The 26,129-nt window shown below is 71.4% G+C and carries 19 protein-coding genes; 9 read left to right on the forward strand and 10 right to left on the reverse strand.

The window, feature by feature from the left end; genetic code table 11:
- Positions 1–48 precede the first annotated feature (48 nt).
- The 6 genes from Raf01_RS33675 to Raf01_RS33700 all read right to left on the reverse strand — a co-directional run bounded on the left by Raf01_RS33675 (position 49) and on the right by Raf01_RS33700 (position 10,187).
- On the reverse strand, positions 49–705 hold the full coding sequence (locus tag Raf01_RS33675; protein ID WP_203922115.1) for a hypothetical protein: 657 nt from the start codon (positions 703–705) through the stop codon (positions 49–51).
- Positions 695–1,393: a hypothetical protein gene (locus Raf01_RS49955; protein ID WP_239134170.1), complete on the reverse strand. Its 699-nt coding sequence runs from the start codon at positions 1,391–1,393 to the stop codon at positions 695–697. Before Raf01_RS49955 ends, Raf01_RS33675 begins: the two co-directional genes overlap by 11 nt.
- 30 nt (positions 1,394–1,423) lie before the next feature.
- Positions 1,424–2,335, reverse strand: coding sequence for a hypothetical protein (locus tag Raf01_RS33685; RefSeq protein ID WP_203922116.1), 912 nt, complete (start codon positions 2,333–2,335; stop codon positions 1,424–1,426).
- A 102-nt stretch (positions 2,336–2,437) separates the two neighbouring features.
- The gene (locus Raf01_RS33690) at positions 2,438–6,604 is read right to left on the reverse strand and encodes a carboxypeptidase regulatory-like domain-containing protein (protein ID WP_203922117.1); all 4,167 of its coding nucleotides are present in this window, start codon (positions 6,602–6,604) and stop codon (positions 2,438–2,440) included.
- A 15-nt stretch (positions 6,605–6,619) separates the two neighbouring features.
- On the reverse strand, positions 6,620–6,889 hold the full coding sequence (locus Raf01_RS50645; RefSeq protein WP_203922118.1) for a hypothetical protein: 270 nt from the start codon (positions 6,887–6,889) through the stop codon (positions 6,620–6,622).
- Positions 6,890–7,130: 241 nt separating this feature from the next.
- A complete protein-coding gene (locus tag Raf01_RS33700; RefSeq protein WP_239134171.1) occupies positions 7,131–10,187 on the reverse strand; it encodes a helix-turn-helix transcriptional regulator in 3,057 nt (1,018 codons plus the stop codon).
- A gap of 277 nt (positions 10,188–10,464) precedes the next feature.
- Here Raf01_RS33700 and Raf01_RS33705 point away from each other — a divergent pair, with 277 nt between their 5' ends.
- Positions 10,465–11,988: a catalase gene (locus Raf01_RS33705; RefSeq protein WP_203922120.1), complete on the forward strand. Its 1,524-nt coding sequence runs from the start codon at positions 10,465–10,467 to the stop codon at positions 11,986–11,988.
- Between the two features lie 95 nt (positions 11,989–12,083).
- Positions 12,084–12,497 (forward strand): MmcQ/YjbR family DNA-binding protein, encoded by a 414-nt coding sequence (locus Raf01_RS33710; protein WP_203922121.1) that lies wholly within the window; start codon positions 12,084–12,086, stop codon positions 12,495–12,497.
- Here Raf01_RS33710 and Raf01_RS33715 read toward each other — a convergent pair.
- Entirely contained in the window at positions 12,467–13,756 is a 1,290-nt protein-coding gene (locus Raf01_RS33715) for an MFS transporter (protein WP_203922122.1), read from the reverse strand. The genes Raf01_RS33710 and Raf01_RS33715 overlap by 31 nt on opposite strands.
- A 219-nt stretch (positions 13,757–13,975) precedes the next feature.
- Between Raf01_RS33715 and Raf01_RS33720 the strand changes: the two genes are divergently transcribed.
- The 3 genes from Raf01_RS33720 to Raf01_RS33730 all read left to right on the forward strand — a co-directional run bounded on the left by Raf01_RS33720 (position 13,976) and on the right by Raf01_RS33730 (position 19,124).
- Positions 13,976–15,304, forward strand: coding sequence for a helix-turn-helix domain-containing protein (locus Raf01_RS33720; RefSeq protein ID WP_203922123.1), 1,329 nt, complete (start codon positions 13,976–13,978; stop codon positions 15,302–15,304).
- Positions 15,285–16,124: a class I SAM-dependent methyltransferase gene (locus tag Raf01_RS33725; RefSeq protein WP_203922124.1), complete on the forward strand. Its 840-nt coding sequence runs from the start codon at positions 15,285–15,287 to the stop codon at positions 16,122–16,124. The genes Raf01_RS33720 and Raf01_RS33725 overlap by 20 nt, the downstream gene beginning before the upstream one ends.
- A gap of 336 nt (positions 16,125–16,460) precedes the next feature.
- A complete protein-coding gene (locus tag Raf01_RS33730; protein ID WP_203922125.1) occupies positions 16,461–19,124 on the forward strand; it encodes a S8 family serine peptidase in 2,664 nt (887 codons plus the stop codon).
- Between the two features lie 126 nt (positions 19,125–19,250).
- On the opposite strand, the gene Raf01_RS33735 is transcribed toward Raf01_RS33730, so the two are convergent.
- A complete protein-coding gene (locus tag Raf01_RS33735; protein ID WP_203922126.1) occupies positions 19,251–19,706 on the reverse strand; it encodes a GNAT family N-acetyltransferase in 456 nt (151 codons plus the stop codon).
- A gap of 54 nt (positions 19,707–19,760) precedes the next feature.
- On the opposite strand from Raf01_RS33735, the gene Raf01_RS33740 reads away from it, so the two are divergent.
- The 4 genes from Raf01_RS33740 to Raf01_RS33755 all read left to right on the forward strand — a co-directional run bounded on the left by Raf01_RS33740 (position 19,761) and on the right by Raf01_RS33755 (position 24,285).
- Positions 19,761–20,627, forward strand: a complete 867-nt coding sequence (locus Raf01_RS33740) for an LLM class flavin-dependent oxidoreductase (protein ID WP_203922127.1) — start codon at positions 19,761–19,763, stop codon at positions 20,625–20,627.
- Between the two features lie 416 nt (positions 20,628–21,043).
- Entirely contained in the window at positions 21,044–21,571 is a 528-nt protein-coding gene (locus Raf01_RS33745; RefSeq protein WP_203922128.1) for a PadR family transcriptional regulator, read from the forward strand.
- Positions 21,572–21,657: 86 nt separating this feature from the next.
- Entirely contained in the window at positions 21,658–22,398 is a 741-nt protein-coding gene (locus tag Raf01_RS33750) for an ABC transporter ATP-binding protein (protein ID WP_203922129.1), read from the forward strand.
- A gap of 6 nt (positions 22,399–22,404) precedes the next feature.
- Positions 22,405–24,285 carry an FtsX-like permease family protein gene (locus Raf01_RS33755; RefSeq protein WP_239134172.1) on the forward strand — a complete coding sequence of 627 codons (1,881 nt, stop codon included), beginning with the start codon at positions 22,405–22,407 and terminating at the stop codon, positions 24,283–24,285.
- 81 nt (positions 24,286–24,366) lie between these two features.
- Here the strand turns inward: Raf01_RS33755 and Raf01_RS33760 are convergent, their stop codons facing one another.
- Both Raf01_RS33760 and Raf01_RS33765 read right to left on the reverse strand, forming a co-directional pair.
- Positions 24,367–25,185: an SDR family NAD(P)-dependent oxidoreductase gene (locus Raf01_RS33760; RefSeq protein WP_203922130.1), complete on the reverse strand. Its 819-nt coding sequence runs from the start codon at positions 25,183–25,185 to the stop codon at positions 24,367–24,369.
- 47 nt (positions 25,186–25,232) lie between these two features.
- Positions 25,233–26,123, reverse strand: coding sequence for an NAD-dependent epimerase/dehydratase family protein (locus tag Raf01_RS33765; protein WP_239134173.1), 891 nt, complete (start codon positions 26,121–26,123; stop codon positions 25,233–25,235).
- Positions 26,124–26,129 lie beyond the last annotated feature (6 nt).

The raw sequence follows: 26,129 nt of genomic DNA on the forward strand, positions 1-26,129 counted from the left end.
GGCCGATCTCCGCGATGCTCGACGCCGCGGTAGCAGCGCCACGCCCGCTCAGAGCCCGAAGGCTCCGGCCACCCGCTCGACCAGATCGTCCTCGGTCACCGTGCCGTCGAGGTCGAGGCCGCGCAGGCCGAGACGCGCCGTCTGGTGGCGAAGGCGGTCGGTGAACATCCGGTCCCGTTCGGCGATGTTGCGCCGGGCCCGCTCCGGGTCGCTGGTCCGCTCGGTGAAACTCCACACGTCGCCTCGATGGATCAGCGCGGCTTGGCGGAACTCGGGGGTCGGCAGGAGCCAGACCGCGTGATCGGGCACCGCGAGCAACGGCCGCACCAGGTGCGGCAGCAGCCGGAACCCCTCGACGACCACCCGCGGCTGGCGGGGCAGCCGGAGCAGGTCGTCGACGATCAGACCGAACCCCTCGCCCCGGTACCAGTGGAACGTGTCGAGCATGACCTCCGGGGTCCGGTTCACCCAGCGCTGGTCCAGGTCCATGGCGAGGAACTCGGCCAGGAACGGGGCGTCGCCGGGCGTGGTACGGCGGGCGTGGTCGGGCATCACGTCGTCGGTGACATACCGGCGCAGACCGTACCGGTCCGCCAGCCGGCGGGCGATCGTCGACTTGCCCGCGCCGCTGCCGCCACCGATCCAGTACACGTGCCGCAGCCGTTCGCGGAGTGCGGCCGCCTCTCCGGTCCCGTCAGCCCGCATGGCTCAGAAACGGTTCCCAATGGGCGGCGAGGGCGTCGGCCACCGCCGTGGCGTCTCGGGTACCGTCCACCTCGATCACCCGGACGCCCAGCCGCCGGGCGTTGCGCACCGCGTCCTCGCCGACGATCCGGTTGCGTTCGAGCCGGTTGCGTTGAGCCAGCCGCGGATCGCTGACCCCCTCGCGCGCCCGGTGCGCCCGGGGAAGCACTCTGAGCTGTCGCCGCCGGAAATCCTCGGTGGGAACCATGACGACCACCCGCCGGAGCGACTCGGTGACCGTGGCGATCAGCTCGGGGCGCAGCCCCCACCCCTCGGCCACGACGGGTCGGGGTGAGCTGAGCGCGCGCAGGTCGTCCTGGACCCACGCGAACCGTTGGTGGAACCGCTCGATCGCCTGTCGGGCCATCTCCGGCGGTGTCGTCCGTACCCAGGCCGCCTCCGGGTCGGGGTCGGGGTCGGGGACCGCCTCACCGTGCCGACACCGCTGCGCGATCCACCGGTCCTGGTGCCCGCGGGCGTCGTGATAGTCATAGCGGTAGCAGGTCAGGCCGTACCGATGCGCGAGGATGCCCGCGACGGTGGACTTCCCGGCCCACTGTGCGCCGCCGATCCACAGCGCATGACGAAGGGTGGTGAACGGATCCCAGTACACACGGATGACGATGACCCCGGCGCAGCGGAAGATCAAGTCTTGTTCTTCTCCCCCGCCCCTGGTTATCTATTGGGTAGAGGCGGTCTCGCGTTCGATACCGGCCTCGCGGTTGATACCGGCCTCGCGGTTGACGCACTCCGCCAAGACACGTTCCGCCAAGACATCGGCGAACCCGCGACAGAATTCGTCCAGCCGCTCGCGCGGCAACAGGCGCGGCGGTCGCGTGGGGAAGCGGCCGACGGACTGGACCAGGTAGCCCCGCGCGACCGAGAAGAGGGTGTTCGCGTTCGAGGTCAGCGCCGCCCTGACCGTGGCCCGCGCCGGTGCCGCTCCGCCGAACCGGCTCTCGACGAACGACGACAGCCTCGGCGTGCCGGCGTCGAACACCTCACAGACCGCGTCGAGGATCGGCATCCCGTCGCGCAGTCGCAGGCCGACCATGACGGCGTCGGCGTCCTCGACCAGGTCGTTGAACATGAAGGTACTGGCCCGGTCGGTACGCGCGAGCACCCGGCGGCAGTAGTCGTAACCGGATTCGTCACCGGAGTCGTCACCGGCGTTGTCACCGGACGCGTGCCGTTCGCGGTCGCGGCGCCACTCGCCATAGAAGGTGATCAGGTCGCCGGCCCAGCCGGTGAGATCCCCCAGGTTGACGCCGGCATCGGGTGCCGGACCGTGCCGGTACACGCCGGCACACGCCGCGCCGAAGTGCGCCGTCTCGTACGCCGGGCCGGCCAACGGGTCCGCGAAGAGTCTGGTCACCGGCAGCCCGGAACCCTTCACCCGCCGGACGAAGGACCAGTCGAGCGGGCCGACCAGCATCCTCCACGAGTAGCTGGCGTAGGTCTCGTGCCGCAGGAAGTCCAGCACCAGCCGGTTCGGATCCCCGCCGCCGTCGTGGCGCTTCGCGGCGCCGTACAACTCTTCGAGGTGGCCGAGGAAGTCATCGGTCGTGGAAGTGGTCGCGGCCCGGTGCATGACGGAGGATCTTAACGATCACGCCGGCGGGCGTTGGTGGCGGTCTGCTGGTGGCGGCCTGCTGGCACCCGCGAAACGGGGCTCGCAGACCGCCACCCTTCGTCAGATCCTCGGCAGCGCGAAGTCCGCCGGTGTCTCGACACCCTTGCTGATCTGAACCACGGTGAACTGCGGCTGGTACCCGTTCATCGCGGCGGTGATGTGCAGCGGGTTGTAGCCCTTGTCGAGCCACAGTTGGTAGTGGCCGCTGGCATCGGTCTTGAGCGTGTAGCTGACCTGGCCGCACTGGCCGGTCTTGCCGCGGTACATGGTGCAGACCTGGACAGTGGCCCCGGCGATCGGCGCTCCGGTACCCGCGTCGGTCACCGTACCGGCCACCTTGCCCCACGACTTCGGCGGCTTCACCTGCACGGTGACAGCGATCGGGTGGTAGCTGTACGGCGAGTCGGTGTCCAGCGACAGGTTCGCCGTGTAACTCCCCGGCTGCGGAACGGCGGCGGAGTTGGCGGTGACCGTGATCGTCGTCGACGCGCCGGCCGCCAGGTCGATCTCGCTCTTGCTCTCCGCGAGCCACGGCACATCGGAACCGCCGCACGAGTCGTAGCCCGGCAACACCTCGGCAAACGGCTGGCCGGTCGGCAGCCCACCCGCCGAACCACCGATCTGGTACAGCCCGCAACTGCTGCCCGGGCGGTAGAAGACGTTGTTGGCGTTGGGCAGAGCCGACCAGGTGTTCGTCACCGGGTCGTACTCGGCCGCCCGGTTGGTGGCGGCCAGGCCGGTGATGCCACCGGCCACCTGGAGCCGGTCATTGGCGCCGGCGTAGGCCATCCCCCAGTTGTCGTAGGGCATGTCGGCCTGCCGGGTCCAGGTGTTCGTCTCCGGGTGGTACGCGTACGTGGTGGAAAGCGACTTCGCCACGTCGATGTCGACGCCGCCCGCGCAGACCACCTCACCGTGGATGCCGGCACAGGCGGCCCGGGTCTGCCGGGTCGGGTAGTCGGCGATGCGTGTCCAGGTGTTGCCGGCCGGCGCGTACCGGTAGGCCGCGGACGTACCGGTCAGGCAGATCCCGGTGCAGCCGCCGACCACGTACAACTGGCCGCCAAGCACGGCAACGCTCGGGGAGCCGACCAGCTCCGGCAGGTTCGCCAGCTGCGTCCAGGAGTCGGTACCCGGGCGGTAGGCGTAGAGCACGTTGACCGTCTGGGACTTGGTGTTCCAGCCGCCGACGACGTACATGGTGCCGTTCACGAACGCGCCCGACAGTCCCTCCACCGGTTGGGGAAGGTCCGCGATCGGGCTCCACGCGCCGGCTCCCGGATCATAGACGTACCCGGCGGCGGTGACGGCGGTGTCGGTCGCGCCGCCGACGGAGTACACCTTCCCCTGGTCGTACCCGACCGCGTTGTCGATGATCGGGGTCGGGTAGTCGGCGATGTCGGTCCACGGCCCGCTCGCCGGGGTGGCGTCCCGGACCGCGGGCGCGGCGCCCGGCTTGGCTCCCGGCTTTGCCGCCGCAGTCGCGGCTCCCGGCTTCGCCGGCCCGGGCGTGTAGTTTCCCTTCACCATCCGCAGCGGCGCGCCCTTGGTGCCGGTACCCACCATCGGAGTGAACCCGGTGGTGTGCTCCCCGATGGAGAGGTGCAGCGGGGCGCCGCCGGTGTTGGTGAGCTTGACCGCCGTGCCCTTGGCCGCGCCCAGTTCCTCGCTGACCGAGACGCTGGCGGTGCTCACCTTCAACTGGCCGGCCTTCAACTTCCAGTCGTGCCGGGTCGCGGTGTCGGCCGCGACGGCGACCGTACCGTTGGTGTCCGCGTACCGGCCGGCGCTGGCCGTCAGGTGCTGCGCGCCCGGCGCAGCGAACGTCCAGGCGAACCCGTCTGCCGTGCTGGGAACCGCGGCTCCGGTGACCGTGGACGGGGCAACCGTGGACCCTGTGACCGTGGCGCCGGGTACCGGCTTGCCGTTGTTGGCGTCGGACACCACGCCCTCGACCAGACCGCCGGGCAGCGCGGCGCACCCGCCGACCGTGACGTCGTCCAACTGCCAGAGCGTGACGCCCTGGCCGGCGTAGTGGAAGCGCACCTTCACGTCGGAGTGGTTGGCCGCCTGCGGGATCGCGATGGTGTTCTGCCCGAAGAAGGCGGGCACCGGGTGACCCGCGAGCGTCCAGGTGGCACCGCCGTCGACGCTGACCTCGACGTCGCCGGTGGTGCTGCCGTCCTCGGCCGGTACATAGGTGGCCTGGAACCGGACCTGCGGGGCGCTCTGCCCGGACAGGTCCACGGCCGGCGAGGTCAGCACGGTGTCCTCGGTCGCGCCCGTGTTGTACGGGTCGGCGGTGGCGAAGTTGCCGGTACCGCCGGTCAGGTTGCCGAAGTTGGCCGGGTTGTCGAACTCCCAGCCCGGCGTTGGCCCGGACACCGTCCAGCCCTGCTGCGGCGTCGTCCCGGTCCAACCCTCGAAGTCGGTACGGCTCGGGTACGCGTAGCCCGGCGCGGTGCAACCGGTGCGGTCGACGCCCAGGGCGGCGTCGGCGCGCACGTTGGCGGTGCCGAGGTCGACCGACACGTCGCGGCTTGCGTAACCCGGGTAGTCGGCCGACACGTGGAACGTGTAGTCGTGCTGCTCGGGAAGCGTGACGCTGTACCGGCCGGTGTATGGGTCGGTGCTCACCGCGCCGTACGGGTACCCGTCGATGGTGACCTTCGCGGACAGCGGCCAGCCGTGGTCGTCGCCGTCGGTGACCGTGCCGGAGACCGTGACGCTGGGCACGGACTGCATCGTCAGGTCGGCCGTGGCGGCCTGCCCGTCGGCCACCTGCACGCCGGTACGGGTGGTGTCCTGGTAGGCGTACATCGACGCGGACACGTCGTAGCCGCCGGCCGACACGATCAGCTGGTACCCGCCCTGGGCGTCGGTGGTGGCCCGGTAGGTCTTGCCGTTGCCCTCATTGGCGGCGGCCACCGAGGCTCCGGCGACCGGCTTGCCGGTGTCCTTGTCGGTCACGTGGCCGCTCAGGGTGCCGGCCGGGCCGAACGTCAGCGCGCCGACGCCGGCCGGGGTGCCCAGGCCGGTCGGGCCGTCCCATCCGGCGCCCGCGGTGCACAGCACGGTACCGCAGGTGCCGTCGGTGCCCGTGGTGACGTCGTTCAGGTCGGAGGACGCGGCGGAGTACGGGTAGGTGGCCGGGTTGGTACCCGCGACGGGATTGCCGGCCAACGCGTACATGGACGCGATCAGCGGCGACGCCAGGCTGGTACCGCCGAACTGCATCCAGCCGCTCTGCCCCTGGTACGGCAGGGAGTCGTAGACGGCGAGCCCGGTCGACGGGTCGGCGTCGGCCGCGATGTCGGAGATGGCCCGGCCGTTCGGGCACTGGGTGTCGATGCCGTCCTGGTACGCCGGGTGCGGCTCGTAGGGTGAGCAGCCCGACCCGCCCCCGGACCAGGCGGCCTCGGTCCACCCGCGGGCGGCGGTCGAGTCCCTGGACAGCGTGGTGCCGCCGACCGCGACGACGTTCGGGTCGCTGGCCGGCCAGTTGGTCACGTTGCCCAGGTCGCCGGTCGACGCGGTGACCGCCACGCCGGGATGGTCGTAGTAGTGGTTGTACGCCACCTCGTCCGGGTCCTCGCCGGAGACGCCGTACGAGTTGGAGACGAACTTCGCCCCCAGCGCGACGGCGGTGTCGGCCGCGGTACCCAGGTCGTCGGCGTTCGCGGTGTTGCCCTCGACGAGCAGGATGCGGCACAGCGGGCAGGCCGCCGACACCGCGTCCAGGTCCAGGGATGTCTCCTGAGCCCAGCTCGGGTCGTCCGCCGGAAGGTCGGCGCCGCCGTTCTGGTCGACCTTCCGGAAGCAGCCGTTCGCGGTGGTGCACTCGGGAAGCCCGTACTGGGAACGGAACACCGCGAGGTCGGCCTCGGCGGTGGAGTCACCACCGGCGTCGACGATCGCCACCGTCTGGCCCTGGCCGCCGGTCGGCAGGTGGTACGCGGACTGGATTTCCGCCGGGCCGAGAGCGGTCGACGGCGGTCCCGAGACGTTCGGGACGACCCGGTGCGTCGATCCGGTCCGGATCTCGGCGAAGCAGCGGGCGTAGCCCTTCGGCACGTCCGGGCTGTTGCAGCCGGCCGGCTGGTAGTCCACGGTGGGGGCGCCGGGCAGCCGCGGCGGGGCGGCCGGCGCGGCCTGCGCCCGCGCCGCGGGTACGGCGAGCAGGCCGGCGCCGAGGCAGGCGACGGCGGCCAGTACGGATAAGCGCATCCGGTTTCCCTTTCGTCAGAGCGGCTCGTAGCCGCGGCGGCGCTCGTCGTCGAGGCCGGTCGGCGGGTCTTCGGCGGGCGGGGCGAGGTGTTGGGTCGGCCGTGGCGTCCCGTCGGCGGCGTTGGCTTTGTCGGCGGCGGCCTTGTCGGCGACGGCGGCCTTGTCGGCGGTCTGGGCGCCACCGGTCTGAGCACCGTCGGCCCGGCCGCCGCCGGCCTGGGCACGGTCGGCCTGGGCACGGTCGGCCTGGGCGCCGCCGGTTGGCGGCGTCGCGGGTTGGATCATGCGGCCGAGTATGTGCGCTCTCGTCGATGCGTCGCGATTGGGCGGATGACCTAATCTGAGCCGCACCCCGACCGCTGGACCGGCTCACTCACAAGCCAGGCGGGCCTGGCGACTCCGCCACCCCACCCCCGGCCGCCTGACCGATCCAGCCCACAGACCAGGCGGGCCTGGCGACTCCGCCACCCCACCCCCGGCCGCTTGACCGACCCGCCCACAGACCAGGCGGGCCTGGCGGCCGGTCTCAATCCGAATCGCCAGCGGTGACGATGCCCGCCTGGGTCGCGCTGACCGCGACCGCGGTGCGCGACGAGACGCCGAGCTTGCGCATCGCCGACGTCAACTGGGCGGCGACCGTCTTCGGTGAACGGGACAGCGCCCGGGCGATCTCCGGGTTGGTCAGCCCGGCGACCACCAGCCGTACCACCTCCAACTCGCGCGGTGAGAGCTGGTCGCCGTACCCGCGGCTGCCGCCCCGCCACGGCCGGCGGGCGGTCACGCCGTGCCCGCGCAGAACCGCGGCCACCCGGTCGGCGTCCCCGGTCGCGCCGAGTCCGGACAGCCCGCGCGGCACGTCGCCGAGCACCGCCAGCCCGGCGTCGAGGTCACCGGCGGCGATCAGGTTCATGCCCTGCCGCTCGCGCGCCAGCAGTGCGTCGTACGGGCGGGGCAACCCGTCCCAAGCGAGCGCGGCGGCGGCGAAGGCAGCCGCGGCGGCGGAGCGATCACCGGTGGCCTCCGCGAGGCAGCCCCGGCAGGTGGCCAGCGACGCGGCGGCGACCGGGGCGTCGCAGCCGCGAAGTCCGCGTTCGAACGACGACACCAGTTGGTACGCGTCGCCGAGGCGGCCCGCCGCGCTCAGCGCGTCCACCCGTACCGCGGCCGTCTCGCTGGCCCACAGCCAGATCTCCTTGCCGGCCACCAGCGCCAGGACCTGCTCGGTCAGGTCGATCGCGGCGTCCACATCGCCGTCGGCCAGCCGGATACGGGCCAGCGCCGCCGCCGGCTCGTGCAGCAGCTCGACCATCCCCCGCTCGCGCGCCTCGTCGAGCACCGCGCGCAACGCCGTCTCGGCACGGCGCGGGGCGCCCGTGGCCGCGTCGAGCAGGCCGCCGACGACCTTCGCGTCCAGCCGGATCAGCGCCTCACCGTCGAGTTCGGCCAGCGCCGCCGCCCGGTCGGCCAACCCGGTCCAGGCGCCGGTGAACCAGTCGAGGTGGACCAGCGTGACCGCGATCATGTCACTCAGCCGGAGCAGGTCGTACTCCTCGGCGAGGCCGACGCCGACCGCGAGCCGCCGGCGTGCCTCGGCGTACCGGCCCCACCGCATGGCCTCGTTGCCGATGTTGAGCGCGGCGCGCGCCACGTGCGGCCGTTGCCAGGTCTCGTTCGCGGTCACCGGCAGCTCGGCGGCCACCTGCCACCCCTCGGGGTCGCCGAGGTCGAGCAGCGCGGTCATCCGGTCGATCCGCAGGGCGAGCCGGTCCGGCTCCGGGAACGCCGTCGTCGTCGCCGCGGTCATCGTCGCTGCGGTCGTCGCCGCCGTGGTCGGCTCCGCCTGACTCACCGCCGCCTGACTCATCGCCGCCGCGGCGCGGTCCAGCCACTGCCGGTGTACCGGGGCCGGCCACGCGGTGCTGAACGGCAGGCCGAGCGTGGACATGGCGTACGCGGCCTCGACCGGTTTGTGACCGAGGTCGGGGATGGCCAGTTCCAGCATGGCGGCCCCGGCCTCGTACTCGCCCGCGTGCATGAGGACCCGACCCAGTTGAGCGCGCAGCTCGGCCCGTTCCGGGACGGAGAGGGCGGCGCGGTCGAGCATTCCGCGCAAGGTACCGACGACGCCGCTACGGCGCAGGTAGCCGCTCGACGCCAGGGTCGGCATCTTGCGTACCACCCGGGCGAGCGTGCCGGCGGGCAGGTCGGCACCGGTCACCATGTCGTGCAGCAGCATCACGGCCACGCGGTGGTCCCCGGAGGCCAGCGCCAGGTCGGCGGCCCGCTCGGCATAGCGGCACCAGGTCTCCACCTCACCAGCCTCGCGGAAGTGGTGCGCCAGCCGCGCGACCGGTTGCGTCGCGGCAGCCTCCAGTACGCGTCCGGCCCGTGCGTGCAGCCGGCGCCGGTCCGGCCCGGGTACGGCGTCGTACACCGCCCGGGCGGCCAGCACGTGCCCGAACCGGATCCGGCCACGATCGTCCTCGACCAGCAGCCCGCGGTCGATCGCCTCGATCAGGCCGGCATCCGCGCTGGCCGGAAGCAGGCCGGCGGGGGCACCGGCACCGCCACCGCCACCGGCACCGGCACCGGCACCGGCACCGGCAGCTACATCGGGAGAACCCCCGGCAAGGGCGACGGCGATCAGGGTGGCCTCGCCGACCGGCTCGGCGAGGACGGCCGCCGCCTGCAGGACGCGGCGCGCGGCGGCGTCCAGGCGCGCGGCGCGTTCCAGGACGGCGTCCCGGATGGTCGGTGGTACGACGATGTCGTCGAGCGTCCGGCGGATCCACTCGCCGTCGAGCCGGACGAGGTCGGCCCGGTCGCGCATCAGCCGCACCGACTCCTCGACGGCCAGCGGCAGCCCTTCGGTGCGTCCGTGCAGGAACGCCGCGAACGCCGCCGACACGTGCTCGTCGTCGAGCATGGACGAGACCAGCTCCGCGGTACCGGCCACGTCCAGCGGGGCGAGCGTCACCCGGACCGGCTGGCCGCGTGAGGACAACCGGCGCAGCAGCGAGTCGGGTGGCACGTCCTCGGGGCGGTAGGTCAGCACGAGGCCGACCCGGCGGTCTCGCCGGGACACGAGGAACAGCAGGAACTCCAGGGTTGCCTGATCGGCCCAGTGCACATCCTCGACGACGAGCAGTTCCACCCCGAGGCGTTCGAGCAGTTCGGCCAGCGACCGCAGGAGCCGGTGCCGGGCAGCCCCGGCGTCGCCCAGCGGTTCCGGCGCTTCGGGCAGCTCCGCGGACCATTCGGGGAACAGCGGCCGCAAGGCGCCGGCGAGCGGACTCAGGCCGAGCACGGCGACCTCCGTGCACGCCTGGCGGGCCGCGTCCACGATCGGACCGAGGGTGAACGCCTCCCGAAACGGCGGGCAGACGGCCACCATGGTCCGGTCGCGGCCGGCGAGGAGTTCGTGGACCAGCCGGCTCTTGCCGATACCCGCCTCACCCTCGACGAGGGCAAGCCCGGGTGGTCCGGCGAGGGCGTGACGCAGCCGGGTCAGCTCGGCGTCCCGGCCAACCAGGCGCGGGACGCGGACGGTGGGCAGGGTCCGGTCGCCATCGGTATCCGTCACCGGCACTTCTCCGCCCTGGTCGTTACACCTCGGAGGTCTTCACAACTCGGACCAGGGTAGAGGTGAAGATCGCTTTCTGGGAATGACAGCCACCACTGGCATCGATCCCGGCGGCCGTCGCGGGGTTTGACGGCCGCCGGGATCGATGCCACGGGTCTCGCAGGCCGATACGAGCGCGAAGTCCCGGGTTTCGCGGGCCCCGCCGGACGGGAACGAGTCCCTTATCCGACGTAAGGAATATTCCGACGCGAAGAGTAGCGACGTGAGGAGTAACGAGGTGAGTGCACAAGAACGACTGCCCACGACTACGGACGCCGGCGTGCCCGTCGCCAGCGACGAGCACTCGCTGTCCGTCGGGCCCGACGGTCCCCTGCTGCTTCAGGACCATTACCTGATCGAGCAGATGGCCACGTTCAACCGGGAACGCATTCCGGAACGGCAGCCGCACGCGAAGGGCGGCGGCGCGTTCGGCGTGTTCCAGGTCACGCAGGACGTCGGCCCGTTCACCCGGGCGGCGGTGTTCCAGCCCGGTACCCAGACCGATGTGCTCATCCGGTTCTCGACCGTCGCCGGGGAGCGGGGCAGCCCGGACACCTGGCGCGACCCGCGCGGCTTCGCGGTGAAGTTCTACACCAGCGAGGGCAACCTGGACATCGTCGGTAACAACACCCCGGTCTTCTTCATCCGGGACCCGATGAAGTTCCAGCACTTCATCCGCTCGCAGAAGCGGCGGGCCTCGAACAACCTGCGCGACCACGACATGCAGTGGGACTTCTGGACGCTCTCGCCGGAGTCGGCGCACCAGGTGACGTGGTTGATGGGCGACCGCGGGATCCCGCGGACGTGGCGCCACATGAACGGGTACTCCAGCCACACCTACATGTGGATCAACGCGCGCGGCGAGCGGTTCTGGGTGAAGTACCACTTCAAGTCCGATCAGGGCATCGAGTTCTTCACCCAGGACGAGGGTGACCAGATGGCCGCGGTCGACACCGACTACCACCAGCGTGACCTGTACGAGCACATCGAGGCCGGGGACTTCCCCAGCTGGACGCTGTACATGCAGATCATGCCCTTCGAGGACGCGAAGACCTACCGGTTCAACCCGTTCGACCTCACCAAGGTCTGGCCGCACGGCGACTACCCGCTGCGGGAGGCCGGCCGGCTGACGCTGAACCGCAACGTCACCGACTACCACACGGAGATGGAACAGGCCGCGTTCGAGCCCAACAATCTCGTGCCGGGCACCGGGCTGTCCCCGGACAAGATGCTGCTCGCCCGGGGATTCAGCTACAGCGACGCGCACCGGGCCCGGCTCGGCGTCAACTACCGGCAGATCCCGGTGAACACGCCGCGGGTGCCGGTACACAGTTACTCGAAGGACGGCGCGATGCGCGTCCAGAATGTCAGCGACCCGGTGTACGCGCCGAACTCGTACGGCGGACCCTCGGCCGTACCGGAGAGCACCGACGACGGCGGCCGCTGGTACGCCGACGGTGAGATGGTGCGTTCCGCCTACACGCTGCGTACCGATGACGACGATTGGGGCCAGGCCGGCACGATGGTCCGCGAGGTGCTCGACGCCGCAGCTCGCGAGCGGCTGGTCAGCAACATCGCCGGGCACCTGCTCAACGGAGTGAGCGAGCCGGTCCTCGCGCGCGCCTTCGAGTACTGGCGCAACGTCGACAAGGGTCTGGGCGAGGCGGTCGCGGCGCAGGTGCGGGCAAAGCAGGGCGAGAAGGATCCGAAGGCCGGGCAGCAAGCCAACCCGGCGCGGTCGAGCATGCAGCGGAAAGCCTGACCGTCGTACGCGTCTCCGGCCGGGTGGTCCGCCACCCGGCCGGATTCGTGGCTGACCCGACGGATAGTTCGGTCAGCCGTCGTAGACTGAGCGGCGTGCCAGATCCGCAAGAGCAGCGGCCTCGCGACGCTTCCCCTGCACCCGCAACCGGCACCGACGACATCCGGCAGTGGGCCATGGCACTGCCGGAGGTCGAGGAGACCAACCACTTCCGCCTTCACGTCCCGGTATTCAAGGTTGGCGGCCGGACCTTCGTCGGGCTCGGCAAGGACGAGACGACCGCCGTGTTCTGTGTCAGCGAGCAGGAAGCGGACAACGCCGCAACGGCCGACCCGGACAGCTGCGCGGCCGTCCGGCGGCAGGACGCGCGGAGGAGCTTCCTCGGGCTCGAGGTCAATCTCGGTGACGTCGACGCGAAGCGGATCCGCGACCTGGTCGAGCGGGCGTGGCGCCAGCAGGCCCCGAAGAAGCTGGTGGCTCAGCGCGACCGGGACGCGTCGCCGTCCTGAGGGGCGTCCCGTGAGGCACCCTGGGGTGCGCCCGGAGAGTCGCCCACTGCGCGCATTGCCGCCAGGAGGGCCGGTAACGCGGCGAGCAGCGCGATGCCCCGCACCGCTCCGGCGATCGGGTATGCGGCGCGGAGCCCGAACACGTGCGCGGTCAGGCCGCCGGCAAGCGCACCGAGCGGGATCAGGCCCCAACCCACCATCCGGTACGCGCTGTTCACCCGGCCCAGAAGCTCCGCCGGAACCAGGCGCTGGCGCAGGCTGACTGTCACGACGCTCCAGATCGTGGTGGCGAACCCGCCAGCCGCGAGCAGCGCGCCGAGCACGGTCGCGTTCGGGCTGAACCCGATGCCGAGGAAGACCGCGACGTTGGCCGCGAGCGCCACCAGCAGCGCCGGCAACGAGCCGATCCGGGCGACGATCCGGGCATTGACCAGACCTCCCAGTACGCTGCCGACCGCGCCCGCCGCGAGCAGCCAGCCGTAACCGCGCTGGCTCAGGTGCAGCGTCGAAGTGGCGAGCAGGACCAGGGTCACGGTGCCCAGTTGGAAACAGAACGTGTTGACGCCGAGCAGCACAGCCAGGGTACGCAACAGCCGGTGCCCGGCCAACCAGCGCAAGGCGTTCACGATGGCCGTACGGAACGGCGGGTGCCCGGCCGCCGAGCCGGAACGCCGTACCGGCAACTTCGCCAACAGCACGGCCGACAGCACGAAGGAGCCGGCATCGACCCCGAACGGCAGCGCGACGGCGACGGCGAACAGCATGCTGCCCAGCGGCGGGCCGACGAACGTCTCGCCGGCGACGGTCGCGGTGTACTGGTGCGCGTTCGCCCGGTGCACCAACGACGGCGCGACGATGTCCGGCAGCACCGCCTGGGAAGCGTTGCCGAACACCACCTCGCAGACTCCGAGCCCGAACGCGATGACGGCCAGGCCGGGAATGGTCAGGTGGCGGACGGCCACCAACGCCGCGAGCAGTCCGACGATGACCGCCTGTACCGCCTGTGAACCCCACATGAGCCTCACCCGGTCGCGCCGGTCGACGAGCGCCCCGGCGGGTAGCGACAACAGCAGCCAGGGCAGGTAGGTCGCGGCGGAGACCACCGAAACGAGCCGCGGATCCCGGGTAACCGTGACGGCCAGCAGCGGGACGGCCGCGGCGAAGGCGCCGTCTCCGACGCTGTCGGCGGCGGCCGCCCACCACACCCTCCAATACGCGGCGGACAGCCGGGGTCGGGTGGGCGCTGTCGTCGCGGGCATTGGTGTCGAGGGCATTGCTGTGGACGGCATTGCTGTCACGGGCCTTACTGTCGAGGGCTGGCTGTCACAAGCTGGCTGTCACGGGGTTGGCTGTCACGAAGACATCCTGCGGGCGATGCACACGCCCGAACACCTTTTAGCCGGTCGCTACATCATCGAGGGCATGTCACTGACCAACCGGGCGCTACTCGGTCGGACGCATGCCAGATAATCGGGGGCATGCCGCTGACCGTCGACCTCAGCGTCTCCGAGCTGGCCAACACCCGGTTCGCCATCTCGCCGCTCTCGGAGACCGTGTCCGGACTGCAACTGCTCGGCGCCCGGTGGCTCGCCCAGCGGCGCGGCCAGCGCCGTGACCAGTGGCGCGGCCAGTGGCGCGGCCGACCCGGATCGCAGGACAGCAACCTGCGCTGGATCCGTTGGGCGACGGATGAACTCGCGGCGCGTCCGCTCACGCTGCCGTACACCTGGCCGTTGATCGTCGGCGACCGGCCTAGCTGGCCGCAGTTCCTGGTTCCCGCGCCGCTCGGCGCGCGGACCACCATTGACGACGACCTCGCCGCGATGTGCCGGACCACCGCCCGGCAGGTCCGCGCCAGCCTGCGTCGGGTGTTCGGCGCAGACCTCCCAGACGCCGTTCCGCCCGCCGAGCCGGACGCCGTGCCTGAAGCAGCGCCGCCCGCCGAGCCGGACGCCGAGCCTGAAGCAGCGCCGCGCGCTGTGTCGCCCCCCGCGCCTGACGCGGCGCCAGATGCCTTGCCAGATGCCGTGGCGGAACTCGCCGCGCGACCGGCCGCCGGACTCCAGGCGATCGCGGCCGAGTTGCGCGAGGCGTACGACCGGCTCATCGCGCCGCACTGGCCACGCATCCGGGCCGTGCTCGACGCCGACATCGCCTACCGAGCAAGGCGTCTGGCGGCCGGCGGAGTCGAGCGGCTGTTCGCCGACCTGCACCCGGACCTGCGATGGCACGATGGGCGTCTGACGCTGCACAACTGGCGGAGCGGGCAGGTGTCGCGGGCGACGGCGCCCGGTGGCCTGGTGCTGCTGCCAGTCGTGTTGGGCACGTCGTACCCGCAGGTAAAGCTGCACACCTCGACGCAGACCACGGTGCGCTACCCGGCCCGCGGCGCCGGCACGCTGTGGTCGACGACGCTCCGGTCGGCGGCGCTACAGTCGGCCGGCACCCAGTCGATGCCAGAGGCTGGGGGGTGCTCGCCCTCGCCACAACCCTGCTCCGGCTATGCTCCCCCGGGCAGCGCGATCCGCCTGCTCGGCCGGCACCGGGCCGAGTTGTTGGCGGCGCTGCGCTCCCCCGCGACGACCACCGACCTCGCCCGCGCGCTGCGCGTGTCGCCCAGCGCGGTGTCACAACACCTGCGGGTACTGCGAGACAGCGGCCTGGTCGCCACCGAGCGGAGCGGGCGCAGCGTGCTGTACCTGACCACCGAACGCGGGCTGGATCTGCTGGAGCCGGCGCCGGGCCCACCACCGACGGGCCCACCACCGAGGGACCTACCATGGATGGATGGTCAGCGTCAGCGGTGAGATCGCCGCCAACCAGGCCAACTGGGACGAGCGAGTACCGTCGCACCTGGTGGCGTACGGTGTTGACGAGTTCATCGCCGACCCCGGCCGCATCAGCGCCACCGTCCGCGACGACCTGCCGCTGCTGAGCCCGCACCTGCCGGGCCGGTCTCCCGCCGGACTGACGCTGCTGCACCTGCAATGTCACATCGGGCTGGACACGCTGTCCTGGGCCCGGTTGGGCGCCGCGGTCACCGGCCTCGATTTCTCAGCGGCCTCGATAGCCGCCGCTCGGAATGTCGCGGATCGGGCCGGCCTACCCGCGCGGTTCATCCACAGCGAGATCGACCACGCCGCCTCGGCGTGCCGCGACCGGTTCGACGTCATCTACACGGGAATCGGCGCTCTGTGCTGGCTGCCAGACCTGACCCGATGGGCACGGGTTATCGCCGAACTCCTGGCGCCCGGTGGCGTCTTCTACGTCCGTGACTCCCACCCGATGCTGAACAGCGTGGACGACGAGCGCGACGACGACGTGCTGGTCGTCAGCCGGCCATATTTCGCCGGCCGTCCCCTGCGCTACGACGAAGGCACCACGTACGCCGACGGCAGCGTGCGGCTCACCAACGCCACCACGTACGAATGGCAGCACTCGCTGTCGGAGATCGTCCAGTCGCTGCTCGACGCCGGGCTCGCCCTGACCTCGCTCACCGAGCACCGGACCATCCCCTGGCGGGCGCTGCCCGTGCTGGTCAGGAGCGAGCACGGCTGGGTCCTGCCGGAGGGCTCGGACCGGCTGCCGCTGACGTTCTCGCTGACCGCCACCAAGTCGGTCGGATAGCGCCCTCCACGCGCGACGCACCTTCGCGACCTACCGACGCACGTGCTGGTCGAGGACGAGCACGGCTGATTCCCTCCGGAGGAGCGGACCCGCAAGCCACAGTCGTTCCCCCCGCCGGGGCACTACGTTTCGCGGGTGCGTCGAGGGGTTCACCCTTGGCAAGCGCGGGTTGCCACGCCTAAGACGTAGGCGTACGTTGATGGAACCTCAGCGATGATCTAGAACAGTCTCGTCGCGCGGGCTCGGACGATGGCGCGCGGAGCCGGTCACCCGCCCACGTCCAGCTGTGGCGTCCCCTCAACCGTTCCGGAACCACACACACGAAAGTAGGGCCCGGTGCGCAGACCTCGCTTAGCTACCGCAACCGCTTCCCTGACCCTGGGCGCTGCCCTGGTGCTGTTCGGCACCACGGCACCCGCCGGCGCAGACCCCGGCCCGTCCGCCGCCCCCGCGCTCGATGGTGCCGACGCCGGTGGTGCGGTCATCGTGGTACTGAAGAACCAGCACACGGACATCACCCTCAAGGAGCACGGCGCGCAGCGCACCGCGACCACCCGGTCGGAGCAGAGTTCGATCGTGTCGGACATCAAGGCCAGCGGCGGCACCGGCATCACTCAGTTGGTCAGCGTGAACGCGGTCGCGGCGCACGTTTCGGCCGCCGAGGTGGACCGGCTGCGCCGCAACCCCGCTGTCAGCAAGGTGGTTCCGGACGATTCCATCCTGGTACCGCCGACGATCAGCACCCCGCACGGGAAGCCGGCGAAGCTCGATCCGAAGCTGTGCCCGACCGATCCGGCCAAGCCGCTGCTCGAACCGGAAGCGCTGGCGGTGACGCACACCGAGACGGGCGTGAAGAACGACAAGCAGCAGGCCGCCCTGGTATCCACCGGCAAGGGCGTCATCGTCGCCAACGACGGCATCAACGCGCTGGCCGGCAACCCGAACTTCGTGCGGGCGGACGGATCGCACGTGGTACTGGACGCCCCGGACTACACGCGGGACGCCAGCGACGGCGAGTACTACGGTGACGCCTCGTCGATCGCCGGCCAGGGCCTGGTGACCTACGACTTCTCGAAGGAGTTGCCGTTCTCCGGCCTACCGGCCGGCTGCACCTTCCGCATCAAGGGGGTCGCGCCGGACGCCTCGCTGGTCGACACGTCGCTCATCGACACTCCGCCGAGCGCCGACGGCGAGGCCGCGCCCGAGTCCGAGTCGCAGATCGTCGCCGGCATCGACCGCGCGGTGGTACAGGAGCACGCCGACGTCATCTCCGAGTCGTACGGCTACCGCCAGCAGCCCGGCCGGTACTCGGTGTTCTACGCGGCCAACGACGCGGCGGTGGCGGCCGGCGTCACCGTGGTGGTGTCCTCCGGCGACAGCGGCGTGTCCGGCACGGTGTCCTCGCCGGCGACCGACCCGAACGTCATCGCGGTCGGCGGTACCAACACGCTGCGCCTGCTCAGCCAGGCGTACGGCTACACCAACTGGACCAACGACAACATCACCCCGCTGTCCTCCGGCGGTACCGCGCCCAACAACCGCGTGGTCGACCTGGTCGCACCGGGCTACGGCGGCGAGGCCGCGTGCAGCCCGACCGGCAGCGACTGTCCGACGAACACGCAGACCGAGGCGTTCGGCGGCACCAGCCAGTCGTGTCCGCTGGTGGCCGGCGCGGTGGCCGATGTCATCCAGGCGTACGCCGACACCCACAACGGCACCAAGCCCGCCCCGGCGCTCATCAAGCAGATCCTCACCAGCACCGCTGACGACATCGGCGCGCCGGCCGACGAGCAGGGCGCCGGGCAGCTGAACGTGTACGCCGCCGTCCGCGCCGCCCAGCAGCAACCGGGCAGCGGCAAGGCGATCCAGCTCGCTCCGTCGGACTCCGCCAGCCTGGTCGCCTCGCCCAGCCAGCTCGACATCACCGCCGCCGCCGGAACCAGCAAGCAGTCCGTGACGCTGTTCAACACGAGCCAGGTGCCCGCCCTGGTGACCGGTGCCTACCGCTCGCTCGGCGCGGCCAAGCAGATCGGGAAGACGGTCACCGAGCCGGTCAGCGCGCCGGACCCGAGCCTGCCGGTGCCGGCGGAGGGTGCCACCGCCGCCACGCCCATCAGGTTCACCGTGCCGGCCGGGTTGGACCGGCTGAACGCCGACATGCTCATCCCGGATCCCACGAACTCCACCATCCTGTCGTTCACCCTCATCGACCCGGCCGGGAAACTGACCCAGATCTCGTACGACTACGGGACCCCACCGACCCGCGCCGGACAGCTCGGTACCGTCTCGAACATCCAGCACGTCGAGGTCGCCGCCCCGAAGGCCGGGAAGTGGACGGCGAAAATCCTGTGGGCGAACGGCCGCGCGCACCTGCAGTCGCCGCCCAACGTCCCCGGTACGTTCACCGGTGACATCTCCTTCCGGGTCACCGGCCAGCACTACGTCCTCAGCCCGGCGGTCGGCCTGGTCCTCATCCCGGCTCACTCCAGCGTCAGCGTGCCGCTTCGGGTCGCCATGCCGGCCGCGCCCGGCGACCACCCGGAGTCGGTGCAGTTCGTCGGGTCCACCGGGGCGCGGACGTCACTGCCGATCGCCCGCCGTACGCTGATCCCGCCGGCCGGTGGCGCGTTCACCACGACCATCACCAGCAGCGTCGGCCGTGGCGTCGGGCAGATCAGCACGTACAACGTCGATGTGCCGCAAGGCAAGCAGGACCTGGACGTCACGTTCCACACGGCGGACGCCAGCGCCGACAACAAGTACACGTTCTTTCTGATCGACCCGAACGGTACGGTGGTCGCCCGCGCCACCACACCGACCACGGACAGCTCGGGTGCGTCGGTGGCTGACGCCACCCTGGTCGCGCCGGCCCCGGTCGCCGGGCGCTGGGAGATCGACGTGGAGCTGAACCTGACCGTCAGCGGGAAGGAGTTCACCCAGACGGTCGCCGGTACGGTCGCCTACGACCAGGCACCCGCCAGCCCTGCCGTCGTGAGATAACACCGAGTCGGCGGTACCCGACCGAAACAGCGCCCCGGGGACCCGGATCCTACGGTCCCCCGGGGCGCTGTTTCGTGCTCGGCGACGACCGGCAGCGCCGTCACAGGGCGATCGGGCGGATCGCGGTCACAGGTCTTTGGCCAGGTTGCGGCCGGTCTCGGTGAAGCCCAGCTGCTCGTAGAGGGCTCGGGCGCCGGTGTTGTGGGCGAACACGTGCAGACCGATTCTGGTCAGCGCGTTGTCGTGGCACCAGCGCTCGGCGGCCAGCATGATCGCGCGGCCGTAGCCCTGACGGCGTACGTCGGGTTCGACGGCGATGTTGTAGACGAACGCGGTGTTGCGGGTGACTTTGACCCAGAGGAAACCGACCCGGCGGTCGCCGTCGTAGGCGTACCAGAAATGGTGGTCAGGGGTCGCGGACTCGTTGGGAAGCAGCTGCGCGTAGGTGTCGGCGGCGTTGCGCTCCGCGTCCTGTGCCGACTGGCCCGATGCGATGACACTCTGCGCGTAGTGCGCCTCGGCCTCGGCCCGCCACGGCTTGTACTGATCCTCGGTCATCGGCTCCAGCCGCACATCGGTCATGACCGACAACCTACGCGGTCCGGTTTTGTCGGTGCCTGGTGACATGATGCCGCCATGCGGTATTCGGTTAATGTTCCCAATTTCGGAGAGTTCGCGGCGCCGGAGGTCTTCGCCGAGGTAGCCCGCCGGGCGGAGGAGGCCGGGTGGGACGCGCTGCTGGTGTGGGACCACATCGTCGAGCAGAAGGACGTGCACCGGGAGATCGCCGATCCCTGGATCCTGCTCACCGCCGCGGCCCTGGCCACCCGCCGGATCCGGCTGGGCACCGCGATCACGCCGGTGGCCCGGCGACGTCCGTCCAAGCTGGCCAGAGAGGTGACCACGCTCGACCGGCTGACCGGCGGCCGTATGATCCTCGGCGCCGCACTGGGCGCGCCGGTCGACGACGAATACGGAAGCTTCGGTGACACGACCGACACCCGGGTGCTCGCCGAACGCCTGGACGAGGGCCTGCACGCATTGGATCTGCTCTGGTCCGGTGAGCCGGTGACCTACCGGGGCAACCAGGTCACGGTCGACGACGTGGTCTTCCTGCCGACCCCGGTGCAGCGTCCCCGGGTACCGATCTGGGTCGGAGGCGCCTGGCCGAACAAGGCGCCGATGCGCCGGGCGGCACGCTGGGACGGGGCCATCCCCGCCATGGAGGGGTTCACGGACGCGCGCCCGCCGGAGGTGCACCAGGTCCGGGACCTGGTGCTGTTCCTGCGCGGCTGCCGGGCGGAGTACGGGCTCGCGGACCAGCCGTTCGACATCGTCATCGGCGGCAAGAGCCCCACCGTGCCGGCGGCTGCCCGCGACCTTGTCGGCCCGCTCGCGGACCTCGGGGTCACCTGGTGGGCCGAGCAGCTGCCCTGGGGCGATGACTTGGAGCGCGCCGAGCCCATCCTGCGCCGGATCGAACAGGGCCCGCCCCGCATCTGACCCACCCCGCATCTGACCCACCCCGCATCCGATCCGCCCGTGCGAGCGCGGCGAGTACCCGAGCACGGGCCGCTCGACGTATGGCGGCCGCGCCGCACGTGCGCGGGTCTCGCGCGGCGCGGCCTCACCCTGCGCGGGTCTCGCGCCACGGCCGCTGCGCGGGCGTCGCGTGCCATGCGCCCGGTGCGGGCGTCGCGTGCCATGCCCCCCGGTGCGGGCCTCGCGCGGCGCGGGCGGCCTCCGGTCGGCCGCGCCAGCCTCGCCGGCCGCCGGGATTCCGACGACGGACACCGCCCGGGCTTGACAGCTAGGGGGATAACCGTTAGGTATAGCTAACGGTTATCCAGTGGGCAGTAATTCCGGGGCCGGTAATTCCGGGAGCGGTAATTCCGAGGGGCGGGTGTCCGGGGGGTGTCATGCAGCAGGAAGTAGTACTGGCGATGCTGGCCAAGGAGCCCTCGCACGGATACCAGCTGCGTGCACGGCTGCGCGACGCGCTCGGCCCTCTCGGCGACGCGATGAACGCCGGGCAGGTCTATGTCACGCTGACCCGGCTGGAGAAGGCCGGGCTGTTGGCGGTCGAGACGCCAGCCGACGGCACCGACCGATCGGATCGCAAGGTGTACGCGCTCACCGCCAGCGGCCAACAGCGAGTCGCCGAGTGGATCGCCGAGCTGAGCTGGCCGAGACCCGACCTCGCGGAGTTCCATCTCAAGTTGATCGCGGCCGCGTCGGCCGGGCTGGCCGACCCGCTCACCATCGTCGACACCCAGCGCCGCGAACTGCTGCGCCGGCTGCGTGACGCCCAGCGCGCCGCCCTGGCCGAGTCGGACCGCTCGGATGCGGCTCTGTTGTTGGAGGGCATCGTGCTCCGGCTGCAGGCGGACCTGCGCTGGCTCGAGGCATGCGAAAGGACCTGGAGCCACCGGAGGGGTCGATCGTGAGCAACGCCGCGAACACAAACCCCGCCAACGCAAACACCGACGCGAACGCCCCTCACGCAAACGCCGCCGATACGAGGGTCGCCGACATGAACGCCGCCAGCATGTCCGTGCTTCGCACCCGCGGGTTGCGCAAGGAGTACGGCAGGGGGGACGGACTGGTACGCGCCGTCGACGGGGTCGATCTCGACATCGGTGCCGGAGAGACGGTAGCGGTGATGGGCCCCAGCGGCTGCGGGAAGTCCACGCTGCTGCACCTGCTCGGCGGGCTGGACCGGCCGTCGGGTGGCGAGGTGTCGCTGAATGGCCGTCGCATCGACGACATCGGGGAGAGGGCTCTGGCCCGCATGCGACGGACTTCCGTCGGCTTCGTCTTCCAGTCCTTTCACCTGATGGAGGAACTCACCGCGGTGGAGAACATCGAGCTGCCGGCGCTGCTGGCCCGTCGCTCGCCCCGGGCCGCGCGACGACGCGCGACGGCGCTGCTGGAGCAGGTCGGGCTCGCCGACCGGGCGCGTTTCCTGCCGTCCGCGCTGTCGGGTGGCCAGCGGCAGCGGATCGCGATCGCGCGCGCGTTGAGCAACGAACCGTCGGTCGTCCTCGCCGACGAGCCGACCGGAAATCTGGACAGCGCCGCCGCCCTGGATGTCCTCCGGCTCTTCGAAAGGTTGCACGAGTCCGGGCAGACGCTGGTCATCGTCACTCACGACGCGCGGATCGCGGCGACCGCGGACCGGATGATCTCGATGCGTGACGGCGCGTTCGTGGACGAGACCAGGCTGTCCGGTGGCACCGGGCAGCTCGGCGTGTTCATCGGGCTGGAGGACTGAGAAGCCATGGGCGGGACGATGGGTCACCTCCTGCTCGTGGGTCGCCTCGCCGTACGCGACCTCCGGCGGCGGCGTGTCGAGGCCGCGCTTCTGCTGCTTGCCGTCCTGGCGGCCACCACGACGTTGACGCTCGGGCTTGTCCTGCGCGACGCCGCCAGCAACCCCTATCTGCACACCCGGAAGGTAACCAACGGACCCGACGTGGTGGCCAGCGTCAGCCAGCCCGTGGCGCTCTCCGGCCTCGAGCAACTGGCCAGCGCTCCCGGTGTCGTCGACCACAGCGGACCGTACCCGGCCATCCCGGCGAAGCTTCAGGCATCCGGTCGAACGTCAGACATACAGGCCGTGGGGCGCGACGCCGCGCACGCGTCGGTCGACCAGCCCGAGCTGGTCGAGGGCAGCTGGGTCAGCGATGGCGGCGTGGTGGTCGAAGCCGCGTTCGCGGGTGCGCTCAAGGTACACACCGAGGATCGCGTCACCGTGAACGGCCGGGCGTTCCGGGTCGTCGGCATCGCGGTCACCGCCGCATCTGCGCCCTATCCGGGAACGTCCTGCGTTGTCCGCGTCGGTTGCGCCAACGGCGCCGTACCCGAGGATCAGGCCGCCGCACTGCCGCTGGGGGTGTTACGCGATCCCGGGCTGGTCTGGCTCACCCAGGCGGACGTGCGGAGCCTCGCCCCGGACCCGAACTCCCTGTCGTACGTGATGAACCTGAAGCTGGCCGACCCGGACACGGCGCAGGCGTTCGCCGACGGGCACCTCAGCGACGGGCACCCTGGCGACGGGCACCCTGGCGGCACGATGCCCATGCGGACCTGGGAGGACATCCTTCGGGACGCCACCGAGCTGGCCGGAGACTCGCAGATCCTATTGCTGATCGGGGCCTGGCTGCTCGGTCTGCTTGCCGTGGCCAGCCTTTCCGTACTGGTCGGCGGCCGGATAGCCGACCAGACCAGGCGCGTCGGTCTCCTCAAGGCGGTTGGCGGCACACCGAGCCTGGTCGCCGCCGTACTGCTCGCGGAGTATGTCGTCGTGGCCCTCGTCGCGGCCGGGGCCGGGTTGGCGATCGGATCGCTGACCGCGCCGATGCTGACCGGGCCCACCGCCGGTCTCATCGGCAGCGCGGGCACACCGCCGGTGACGGCGTCCACGGCCGGTCTCGTGACCGCCGTGGCGCTCGGGGTCGCGGTGGTCGCGACCCTCGTGCCGGTCGTGCGCGCGGCCCGCTCCAGTACCGTCAAAGCATTGCTCGACGCCCCGCGCCCACCCCGCCGCATGGGCTGGCTGATCGCGGTCTCGGCACGGCTGCCCGTCCCGCTGCTTCTCGCCCTGCGCCTCGCCGCCCGCCGGCCCCGACGGGTCCTGCTCGCCGTGGCCAGTATCGCCATCACGGTCAGCGGGGTCTACGTGCTACTGGTACTCAACGCCTTCCTCGCCGGCCAACCGGGGACCGGTGGATACCAGGACGCTCAGGTGGAGGTGCTGCGCCACGTGCTCGGAGTCTGGGCGGTCATCCTGCTCTGCCTGGCGACGGTCAACGCCATCGTGATCACCTGGGCGACGGTACTCGACAACCGGCGTTCGTCGGCGCTGGCGCGCGCCCTCGGCGCAACCCCTCGTGAGGTGAGCGTGGCACTGGCCGCCGCGCAGGTGCTCCCCGCGCTCGTCGGCGCCATCGTGGGCGTCTTCCCGGTCGGCTTCGCACTGTTCTCCGGAATAAACGCGATCACCGGCGGCGACAGCGACCGGGCCACGCTTCCCCCACCCTGGCAGTTGGTCGCCGTGGTGGTCGCGACCGTGCTCGTGGTGGCGGCGCTCACCGCCGTACCGGCCCGCCTCGGCGGTCGCCGTCCGGTGGCCGAGAGTCTCCAGGTCGAACTCGCGTGATCCCCGGCGCGACGACTCACGTGACGACCCGCGTGACGACTCGCACGACGAACGGCGTGACGAACCGGACCAAAAGACGGCTCAGCCCGGCATGCCCGCCTCCTCGGGCAGTGCGACACCGATCCCGGCGAGCAGGCCGGCCTCGACCGGGATGTCAGCGCCGGTGATGAAGCTGGCCCGCGTCCCGGCCAGAAAACCGACCACCTCGGCGACCTCCCTCGGCTGAGCGATGCGGCCGAGCGGATGCGCCTGGCCCCACCGGTCCAACAGTTGCCGGACCGCGCCCGGACTGCCGTCGGTGAACAGCTCGGCGGAACGGCGCAACATCGGGGTGTCCACCGATCCTGGGTTGACCGCGTTGGCCCGGATGCCGTACGGCGCCTCGTCGATCGCTATCGAGCGCACCAGCGCGTTGACCGCGCCCTTGCTCGCGGCGTACGCGGCGACGCTGGTCTGGGTGGCCCGCGACTGTACCGACGACACCACCACGATCGCACCGGCCGGGCTGCTGCGCAGATGCGGTATCGCGGCCCGGGCGGTCAGGAAGACTCCCTTGGCGTTGATGGCGAACACCTCGTCCCAGGTCTTCTCGTCGGTGTCGGCGACCGTGCCGTAGCGCTGGATGCCGGCGCAGACCACGAGAACGTCCAGGCGCCCGAACGCGGCGACCGTCGCCTCGACCGCGGCGCCGATCGCGGCGGCGTCGGACACGTCGGCGTACACCGGGATCGCCCGGCCGCCGTTCGCGGTGATCGCGTCGGCCACTTCGCGGGCCTCGGCGGCGTCCAGCGCGTTGACGGCGACGGCGGCGCCGCGCTCGGCCAGCAGCGCAGCGCTGGCCTGCCCGATGCCGCCGGCTGCCCCGGTCACCAGCGCGACGCGTCCCGCGTGCTCCTCCATTGCCCGCTCCATCTCTGTCGTTGGTGTGCTGTCTGGCGGGAGGCCGGCTAGCCGAGAGGCATGGTGCAGAACCCCCCGCCGACCCGGTGGTTGCGTGGTTCGCCGGGATCGAAGCGACCATCGGTGAGGATCTGCCTCGCGTACCGTTCGGCGTCGTCCTCCGGGTGGTAGCCGATCGCCTCGGCCTCCGACAGCGACCACCACCGGCGGGTGTTCGCGGATATGCCCCACAGGATCCGGAACGCCGCCGGTTGCGCCCGCAGGCACACTTCGAACAGCCGGACCGCGTCAGCCGGCGACAGCCAGGCGGCCAGATCCTCGGGGACCAGCGGCCGGGGTCGGAACGCGCCGATGCGCAGGCAGGTCACGTCGATCCCGAAGCGGGAGTGATAGAGGCTGCCCAGCGCCTCGACCGCCGCCTTGCTGACGCCGTAGAAGGTGTCCGGACGCGGTGAGCTGTCCGCCGGCAGACTGCCGCCGCCGGTGACGCCATCACGCGAAACGCCATCGCGAGACACGCCATCACGCGAAACGCCGTCACGAGAGACGTCGTCACGGGAGCGGAACCCGGCGGCGTGGATGCTGCTGGCCAGCACGACCCGCGCGACACCCTGTCCCCGGACCGCTTCGAGGACCCGCGCGGTGCCGTCGATGTTGACCGCGCGGATCGTGTCCCAGTCCGCCTCGCTCGCGCGTCCGCCCAGGTGTACCACCGCGTCGACGTCGCGACACGCGGCGTCGATGGCGTCCGGGTCGGTGAACGACGCCTGCACGATTTCCACGTTCTCACCGGGCTCCGCCGGATCGACGGGCGCGATGTCCAGCAGTCGCAGCACCCGGCCGGGACGGGCCAGCCCGCGCCGCAGCGCGGTGCCGATCCGGCCGGCCGCGCCGGTGATCAGAATCCGTTGACCGTTGATGGGAGATGGTGATGGCACAGCGGA

It is taken from the genome of Rugosimonospora africana, from assembly GCF_016862975.1.
Taxonomy (GTDB): Bacteria; Actinomycetota; Actinomycetes; order Mycobacteriales; family Micromonosporaceae; genus Rugosimonospora; species Rugosimonospora africana.

What these genes read in the sequence shown, in the direction of transcription:
- Raf01_RS33755 (WP_239134172.1), top strand. Translation starts at nt 22,405, where the DNA reads ATGGGCGGGACGATGGGTCACCTCCTGCTCGTGGGTCGCCTCGCCGTA.
- Raf01_RS33735 (WP_203922126.1), bottom strand. Translation starts at nt 19,706, where the DNA reads ATGACCGATGTGCGGCTGGAGCCGATGACCGAGGATCAGTACAAGCCG.
- Raf01_RS50645 (WP_203922118.1), bottom strand. Translation starts at nt 6,889, where the DNA reads ATGATCCAACCCGCGACGCCGCCAACCGGCGGCGCCCAGGCCGACCGT.
- Raf01_RS33750 (WP_203922129.1), top strand. Translation starts at nt 21,658, where the DNA reads ATGAACGCCGCCAGCATGTCCGTGCTTCGCACCCGCGGGTTGCGCAAG.
- Raf01_RS33725 (WP_203922124.1), top strand. Translation starts at nt 15,285, where the DNA reads ATGGTCAGCGTCAGCGGTGAGATCGCCGCCAACCAGGCCAACTGGGAC.
- Raf01_RS33715 (WP_203922122.1), bottom strand. Translation starts at nt 13,756, where the DNA reads ATGCCCGCGACGACAGCGCCCACCCGACCCCGGCTGTCCGCCGCGTAT.
- Raf01_RS33675 (WP_203922115.1), bottom strand. Translation starts at nt 705, where the DNA reads ATGCGGGCTGACGGGACCGGAGAGGCGGCCGCACTCCGCGAACGGCTG.
- Raf01_RS33720 (WP_203922123.1), top strand. Translation starts at nt 13,976, where the DNA reads ATGCCGCTGACCGTCGACCTCAGCGTCTCCGAGCTGGCCAACACCCGG.
- Raf01_RS33740 (WP_203922127.1), top strand. Translation starts at nt 19,761, where the DNA reads ATGCGGTATTCGGTTAATGTTCCCAATTTCGGAGAGTTCGCGGCGCCG.
- Raf01_RS33685 (WP_203922116.1), bottom strand. Translation starts at nt 2,335, where the DNA reads ATGCACCGGGCCGCGACCACTTCCACGACCGATGACTTCCTCGGCCAC.
- Raf01_RS33760 (WP_203922130.1), bottom strand. Translation starts at nt 25,185, where the DNA reads ATGGAGGAGCACGCGGGACGCGTCGCGCTGGTGACCGGGGCAGCCGGC.
- Raf01_RS33690 (WP_203922117.1), bottom strand. Translation starts at nt 6,604, where the DNA reads ATGCGCTTATCCGTACTGGCCGCCGTCGCCTGCCTCGGCGCCGGCCTG.
- Raf01_RS33745 (WP_203922128.1), top strand. Translation starts at nt 21,044, where the DNA reads ATGCAGCAGGAAGTAGTACTGGCGATGCTGGCCAAGGAGCCCTCGCAC.